Origin of the sequence: Celeribacter marinus, from assembly GCF_965656515.1 — a bacterium.
Classification (GTDB): domain Bacteria; phylum Pseudomonadota; class Alphaproteobacteria; order Rhodobacterales; family Rhodobacteraceae; genus Celeribacter; species Celeribacter marinus_D.
This window is the reverse complement of the sequence record NZ_CBFHKW010000058.1, coordinates 8,630-15,735: the sequence shown is the minus strand read 5'-3', so window position 1 is coordinate 15,735 and position 7,106 is coordinate 8,630. Positions and strand designations below refer to the sequence as shown.

Here is a 7,106-nt window from a genome sequence, read left to right as displayed (position 1 = left end):
AGGCAACAACGTCACCCGCATCATCGCCGTGATGAACGGCACCTGTAACTATATTCTAACCCGTATGGAAAACGAAGGCTTGTCCTATGACGAGGTGTTCGCCGCCGCAAACGCACTTGGGTATCTTGAGGCCGATCCGACCTTGGATGTGGGCGGCATTGATGCGGGCCACAAACTGGCCCTGCTCGCCGCCATAGGCTTTGGCACAAAAGTGGCATTTAGCGATATGGTCCTTGAAGGGATCGAGCGCATCACAATCGACGATATCCGCCAAGCCGCTGACATGGGCTATAAAATCAAACTCTTGGGCGTGGCCCAAATGACGGGTCGCGGCCTTGAACAGCGCATGACGCCCTGCCTTGTGCCTGACACCTCCCCGCTTGGCCAACTCGACGGCGCCACCAATATGGTTGTGCTTGAGGGAGACGAAGTTGGGCAGATCGTTCTGCGCGGTGCCGGTGCCGGCATGGGTCCGACCGCCTCCGCGGTAATGTCAGACGTCCTTGATATCGCGCGCGACATTCGCGTGACCACATTCGGCATGCCTGTCGAGATGTTGGAGACCGCCAAGCCCGCCGTGGCGGCAACTCCCGCACCGTTCTATTTGCGCCTGTCGTGCATCGACAAACCGGGTGTTCTGGCCAAAGTCACTGCGGCGCTTGGCGATGCTGGCGTCTCGATCGACCGCATGCGCCAATACGGCCAACACGATGATCCCGATGTCGCCCCTGTGCTGATCGTCACCGATCCCGCCTCGCGCAACTCGCTTGACGTGGCGATGGCTGCAATGGAAAGCGCAAACGTGCTGTCCGAGCCGCCCGTGGCCATTCGCATCGAAGCCGTCTAAAGGAGCGCCATTCGCAGTTCGCCCCACGCGGCCCTAAAATTCGTCCGATACGCACCCTGCAAAGCTGATTTGTTACGTCACGCCAATGCGTTAGCGCAAACACGCCACCTGTTAGCGCACACATGCCCGCGCCTGTCTTGCCGCTGCTACAAACTTGTGCGCATGAAGGGTTCAACACCTTTGACGCATCTGCAATGACAGGACTTGACCCTATGGCCCCTTCCAAAAATCTCTTCTACGATCGAATGTTGTCGCTCGGCCTTGCCCGTGTTGCCGAACAGGCCGCAATTGCATCGGCTGACTTTGTGGGCCACGGCGACGAGAAAGCCGCCGACCAAGCCGCAGTAAACGCCATGCGCGAACAGCTCAACCAACTCGACATCCACGGCACCGTTGTCATTGGCGAGGGCGAACGCGACGAGGCCCCGATGCTCTACATTGGCGAGGAGGTCGGCACAGGCAACGGCCCCGCCGTGGACATCGCGCTCGACCCGCTCGAGGGCACCACGCTCACCGCCAAAGATATGCCCAACGCGCTCACCGTGATCGCCATGGCCCCGCGCGGCACGCTACTACACGCGCCTGACGTGTACATGGACAAACTCGCCATCGGTCCGGGCTATGCCACCGATGTTGTGTCCCTTGAAATGACCCCGACCGAGCGCGTGCACGCCTTGGCAAAGGCCAAGGGCGTCACGCCGAACAAAATCACCCTATGCGTGCTTGAACGCCCCCGCCACGAGAACATGATCAACGAATTACGCGCCACAGGCGCCGCCATTCGCCTGATCACGGACGGCGATGTCGCGGGCGTGATCCACTGCGCCGAGCCAAACACCGGCATCGACATGTACATGGGATCAGGTGGCGCGCCCGAGGGCGTTCTGGCGGCCTCAGCCCTCAAATGCATGGGCGGGCAAATGTGGGGCCGCCTTACATTCCGCAACGACGACGAACGCGGCCGCGCCGCCAAGGCGGGTATCACCGATCTCGACAAAATCTATGCACGCGACGAGATGGTCACCTCTGACGTGATCTTTGCCGCCACCGGCGTCACGGATGGCTCCATCGTACACGGCATCAAACGCGAACCGGGATATCTGACCACGGAAACCATCCTGATGCGCTCCAAAACCGGTTCCGTGCGCCGCATGACCTACCGCAACCCCGTCAAATAGGGCCGTATCCAAAACCCATCTGCAAAGGCGACTCCTAAACGGGTCGCCTTTTTGAATGGCAACCCCGTTGCGCCGCTGCGCGCAAGCGGGCATTAAGACCATATGACAGATTTCCTGAACGTTGCAGCCTCGCTCACCGCCCGCCGTTGGGTCGGTCCCTCGCCCGAAAACGACCGCTTGGCCGAGGCCATGGCGCAACAAACGGGCCTGCCCCTACCGCTATGTCACACCCTGACGCGGCGCGGTGTTGCCCCTGAGGACGCAGACGCGTTTTTGGCCCCGACCCTCAAAGACCTGCTGCCTGATCCTGCCACGCTGTTGGATATGGACAAGGCCACAGCGCGCTTTATTGCCGCGACGAAAAACGGTGAACGCATTGCGATTTTTGCCGACTATGACGTAGATGGCGGAACATCTGCGGCGCTCTTGGTGACGTGGCTGCGCGATATGGGGCGCACCTGTACGCTCTATGTCCCCGACCGCATCGATGAGGGCTATGGCCCCAACGACGAGGCGATGGCGCGCCTCGCGCGGGACCACGACCTGATCGTCTGCGTCGATTGCGGCACGCTGTCCCACGGTCCCATCGCTGCGGCCAAAGGTGCCGATGTGATCGTTCTGGATCACCACCTTGGCGGAGAGACCCTACCCGATTGTGTGGCTGTCGTGAATCCGAACCGCCAAGATGAGAGTGGCGATCTGGCCCACCTGTGCGCCGCCGCCGTGGTGTTTCTCATGCTGGTCAACGTGACTCGCCAGCTACGTGATGCAGGCGAGAAATCCCCGAACCTGATGCGTGCGCTTGATCTTGTGGCCCTTGCCACCGTGGCCGATGTTGCGCCCCTTATCGGCGTCAATCGTGCGCTTGTGCGCCAAGGTCTGCGTGTGATGGCCGACCGCGACCGTATTGGCCTGCGCGCCCTTGCCGATGTGGCGCGTATGGACACCGCCCCCACATCATATTCCCTCGGCTTCATGCTTGGCCCGCGCATCAATGCAGGCGGGCGGATCGGTGCGGCTGATTTGGGTGCGCGCCTTTTGTCCACCGACAACGAGGCCGAAGCCCAAGCCATTTCCGAGCGCCTCGACGCGCTCAATTCCGAGCGTCGAGAGATCGAAAACAACGTCCGCGCCGAGGCCATCATACAGGCCGAAGAACGCGGCACCGATGCCCCGCTCGTGTGGGCCGCAGGGGACGGTTGGCATCCGGGTGTGGTCGGCATTGTTGCCTCGCGCCTCAAAGAATCAACCAACCGCCCTGCCGTTGTCATCGGCTTTGACGAAAACGGGATCGGCAAAGGCTCAGGACGTTCCGTCACAGGTGTCGACCTCGGCGCGTCCATCCAAAAACTCGCCGCAGAGGGCCTGTTGGTTAAAGGCGGCGGTCACAAAATGGCAGCAGGCCTCACCGTCGAGCGCGACAAACTCGACGCCGCTATGGCGCGCCTGTCCGAGTTGCTCGAAAAACAAGGTGCGGGATCTGGCGGCCCGCGCGACCTCAAACTCGACGCACTCCTTATGCCGGGGGCCGCAACCGTCGAATTGATCGAAAAACTCGAGGCCGCAGGCCCCTATGGCGCATCCGCCCCTGCCCCGCGCTTTGCCTTTCCTGACTGTCAAATCCACTTTGCGCGCCGTGTGGGCGAAAGCCATCTCAAAGTCACGATCTCGGACGGCCTTGGTCCGCGCCTTGATGCCATCTGTTTTGGTGCATTTGACGGCCCCCTTGGCCCCGCTCTTGAGGGACATGGCGGCAAACGCTTCCACCTTGCGGGGCGATTGGAAATCAACACGTGGGGGGGGCGGCGTAGTGCACAGCTGCGCCTTGACGATGCCGCCGAGGCGTAACGCCCCGTCCGCACCAAAAATACCCTCAGTTCTCAAGTTTCCTCTTGCGCACCCGTGCTGCTTTTCATAAATACCGCCTCACGCCAATCGCGGCCCGTTCGTCTATCGGTTAGGACGCCAGGTTTTCAACCTGGAAAGAGGGGTTCGATTCCCCTACGGGCTGCCATTGGTGTAACGGCTTCACAGCCACAAAGAGTGGCCCGTTCGTCTATCGGTTAGGACGCCAGGTTTTCAACCTGGAAAGAGGGGTTCGATTCCCCTACGGGCTGCCACTTTGTAATCCCCCACGACATAACACGCACGGCTCAGCCAAAGACGAGGTAATAACCGCGTTATTCATCTTTCCATTTGATAGAGCATCCCATCGACGGGATTTGATCCTGCGGACCCTGACCCGTTTGGGCCACCATACGCATTGCATCAAACAGATCACGTTTCAAATCGACGGGTCCGGCGTCTTTGCGCGAGGCATCCAGACGCCCACGATATTGCAGACCCCCTTGCGCATTAAACCCAAAGAAATCGGGCGTACATACCGCGCCAAAGCGATGCGCAACGGACTGATCGGCGTCATGCAGGTATGGAAACGGCAGCGCCCATTCCCGCGCCTTTTTGATCATGTTGTCGAAACTGTCATCGGGGTAGGCATCCGCATCATTGGCGCAAATGGCGGCCACCCCCACACCCAGCGCTTGTAAATCGCGCCCGTCCCGAATGATCCGGTCGATCACCGACAACACGTAAGGACAGTGGTTACAAATGAACATCACAAGAGTGCCGTTCTCCCCCGCCACATCCGAAAATGTGTAGGTTTTCCCGTCCGTTGCAGGGAGCGAAAACGCCGGCGCCGACCAGTCAAACTCACATACGGGGGGAACAGCTGCCATTATTCAAATTCCATCTCTGTATACACAACGCCCGCATTTTTTGTGGCCAACTCTTCATAGGTGTCGAGATTTGCATACGGGCTTTGGTCGACATAATACGCATCATCGAGCGTTCCGCCATCCTCAAGATGTGCACCGATCTTACCGCGCAGATACGTAAGGTATCCCACCGTGCCTGCCCGAACGACATCCATTGTCGTCGGATGCCCGTGGCCGGGGATCACATAGGACGCCCCAAGCGGCTCAAACTTTGTCTCCCATGTCTCGATCCAACAGCTGGTACAGGTGTCCGAGAAAATCGGCGGCATACGTTCGTGAAACGCAATATCGCCCGCAATCACGATGCCCTCTTGGGCAATCCATACCGAAATATCGCCCGGACTATGCGCAGGACCGAGGTGCAGCACGTCAATGTGCAAATCACCCATATCAATGGCATAGCTGTCCTCGAACGTGATCGTCGGCAAAGCCGCCTCGGTGTCCGCACCGTTCTCGCGCGCATACCGTTTCATACCCTCCACCGCTTGAAAACTACGATCCTCAAATTCATGCGCCGCATCGACATGCGCCAAAACGTCGATCCCTTGATCGACCCAATACTTATTGCCGAGCATGGCGTGCCCTTGCCCGTTCTCATTGATCACCAGTCGCACCGGCTGATCCGTGACCGCCTTAATCTCGTCATGAAGCGCGCGTGACAGGGCGACATTTGCGCCTGAGTTGACTACGATCACCCCGTCCCCCGTGACGATGAAACTTAGGTTGTTGTTGTGACCTGCGTTTTCATAGGTCGGCGGCGCGGTCGCCCCGATCGCGGAAAACACATGCTGCGTCACCTGCACGGGTTTGTTGTAAAGCACGGACTGCGGATACTTATCCGCGATTCCTTCGGTCGCATTGGCACCAGATACGGCACCCGATACGGCGCCGATGACGAGGGGAATTGCGCGTGTTAGAGCGGTAAAAATTTTACGGGGCATGTCGGGTCTCCTCCCAAAGGTACGACAACATATAGACGCAACCGAATGTGTTGCGTCAACCCGTTTCACCGCGTGGGGGCCGCAGCCTTACGCCTCATTTATATGCATAAATGGCGCATCATGCGCGTGGCGTACGGGGTCAAAAACGATCGCCGTGGCGCGCCCTGCATGTTTCGCCGCATACAGCGCCAGATCCGCGTCATGGATCATCGCCTGAGGCGTCCCAGCTCGAGATAGCGCGCTGGTCGTAATGCCGATTGACCCAGAAATCGCACATCGCAGGCCATTGTGATCTATTGGTTCCTCAAGACGCGCAATAATTCGGTGCGCCATACGCAACAACCGCGCGCTATCGACCATCCGGCTAAACACCAAGACGAACTCATCGCCCCCGACACGCGCCACCATATCGTCGTCACGCGTCTCTTCGCGTAGAATGTCCGCCACACGTTCAAGAACCGCATCGCCCGCCGCATGTCCGTGCGTATCATTGACTCGCTTAAAGTAGTCCAGATCAAGGTGCATGAGCGAAAACGGCACCCGCCCAGCGAGCAATCTTGCCACCACACGGTCCATCGCACGACGGTTTTTCAATCCCGTCAATGCATCCGTCTGCGCCTGTTCTTCCGCCTGCGATTTTGCCCCCTGCAACCGTGCGTTCAACTGTTTGATCTCTTCGAGAACCGCCGACTTTGCCTCGACGAGATACAGCATTTCAATCACCATGTCCGTGTGTGCAAAATCAGCGTCACTCAATCCATGGGCGCGCACGGCCTCCACAATCGACATGCCAAACGACAGGTTGAGCAAATAGATATCCGCACCGGGAATCTTGATCGCGATCCCTTTGAGGACGGTGGCGGGGCTCGATTTAAAGGTGAGGTATAGTTTGGTATCGAGCGGAAGCACGCTTCCCTCATCGCCACGCCCGTTGTCACGGATCGCAAACAGATCGTGGATATGTGTTCCGACCATATCAATATGGGGTCGTAGCTTTTGCAACGTAGGCCCGACGTGAACGATCGTACCGGCATCATCGAACACCAGATTCATCGGCATCAATGCGTTTGCGGCCTGCCCCCAATGCGCCGCATGCGCCCTTTGTGCCGTGCGCGCGCCCTGCATCACGCACGTCCCTCGCCGGCAACCAGATCAAAGCTGCGCCCCTGCGCGAACGCTGCTTCCAAGAGATGAACTTGGATCACCTCCTCGCCTGCGTCTTGCCACCCTTGGTGCTCCAAAACCACCAAGGCGCCGTAATCATCCGCCATCGCCCGCAAAATCCCCAACATAACATAGCCAAATCCGGGGACAGCATGCGAACACGTCATTAGAAATTGCGCCTCACCGGAGGCCACAACCGTTA

Annotated in this window: 6 protein-coding genes, 2 tRNA genes and 1 pseudogene; 5 read left to right on the top strand and 4 right to left on the bottom strand. The window is 59.0% G+C overall.

What is annotated here, in order from left to right; all coding sequences use genetic code 11:
* From ACTG34_RS11580 to ACTG34_RS11560, 5 genes are all read left to right on the top strand, one after another.
* Positions 1–847, top strand: an 847-nt coding sequence (locus ACTG34_RS11580; RefSeq protein ID WP_439105057.1) for a homoserine dehydrogenase, incomplete at its 5' end; no start/stop codon positions are given.
* 212 nt (positions 848–1,059) lie between these two features.
* Positions 1,060–2,025, top strand: coding sequence for a class II fructose-bisphosphatase (gene glpX / locus ACTG34_RS11575; RefSeq protein ID WP_439105056.1), 966 nt, complete (start codon positions 1,060–1,062; stop codon positions 2,023–2,025).
* Between the two features lie 102 nt (positions 2,026–2,127).
* Positions 2,128–3,873: a single-stranded-DNA-specific exonuclease RecJ gene (recJ, locus tag ACTG34_RS11570; protein ID WP_439105055.1), complete on the top strand. Its 1,746-nt coding sequence runs from the start codon at positions 2,128–2,130 to the stop codon at positions 3,871–3,873.
* Between the two features lie 91 nt (positions 3,874–3,964).
* Positions 3,965–4,039 (top strand) — tRNA-Glu (locus ACTG34_RS11565).
* Positions 4,040–4,070: 31 nt separating this feature from the next.
* Positions 4,071–4,145, top strand: a tRNA-Glu gene (locus tag ACTG34_RS11560).
* 60 nt (positions 4,146–4,205) lie between these two features.
* Here the strand turns inward: ACTG34_RS11560 and ACTG34_RS11555 are convergent.
* From ACTG34_RS11555 to ACTG34_RS11540, 4 genes and pseudogenes are all read right to left on the bottom strand, one after another.
* Entirely contained in the window at positions 4,206–4,760 is a 555-nt protein-coding gene (locus ACTG34_RS11555) for a thioredoxin family protein (RefSeq protein WP_439105054.1), read from the bottom strand.
* A complete protein-coding gene (locus ACTG34_RS11550; RefSeq protein ID WP_439105053.1) occupies positions 4,760–5,740 on the bottom strand; it encodes an MBL fold metallo-hydrolase in 981 nt (326 codons plus the stop codon). The genes ACTG34_RS11555 and ACTG34_RS11550 overlap by 1 nt, the downstream gene beginning before the upstream one ends.
* An 87-nt stretch (positions 5,741–5,827) precedes the next feature.
* The gene (locus ACTG34_RS11545) at positions 5,828–6,865 is read right to left on the bottom strand and encodes a diguanylate cyclase domain-containing protein (protein ID WP_439105052.1); all 1,038 of its coding nucleotides are present in this window, start codon (positions 6,863–6,865) and stop codon (positions 5,828–5,830) included.
* Positions 6,865–7,106 (bottom strand): annotated as a pseudogene (locus ACTG34_RS11540) (heme NO-binding domain-containing protein); the annotation flags it as partial. The pseudogene ACTG34_RS11540 and the gene ACTG34_RS11545, both read right to left, overlap by 1 nt.

Bases quoted from the DNA above. Each gene is read 5' to 3' on its own strand.
- glpX (WP_439105056.1), top strand. From the start codon at position 1,060: ATGGCCCCTTCCAAAAATCTCTTCTACGATCGAATGTTGTCGCTCGGC.
- recJ (WP_439105055.1), top strand. From the start codon at position 2,128: ATGACAGATTTCCTGAACGTTGCAGCCTCGCTCACCGCCCGCCGTTGG.
- ACTG34_RS11555 (WP_439105054.1), bottom strand. From the start codon at position 4,760: ATGGCAGCTGTTCCCCCCGTATGTGAGTTTGACTGGTCGGCGCCGGCG.
- ACTG34_RS11550 (WP_439105053.1), bottom strand. From the start codon at position 5,740: ATGCCCCGTAAAATTTTTACCGCTCTAACACGCGCAATTCCCCTCGTC.
- ACTG34_RS11545 (WP_439105052.1), bottom strand. From the start codon at position 6,865: ATGCAGGGCGCGCGCACGGCACAAAGGGCGCATGCGGCGCATTGGGGG.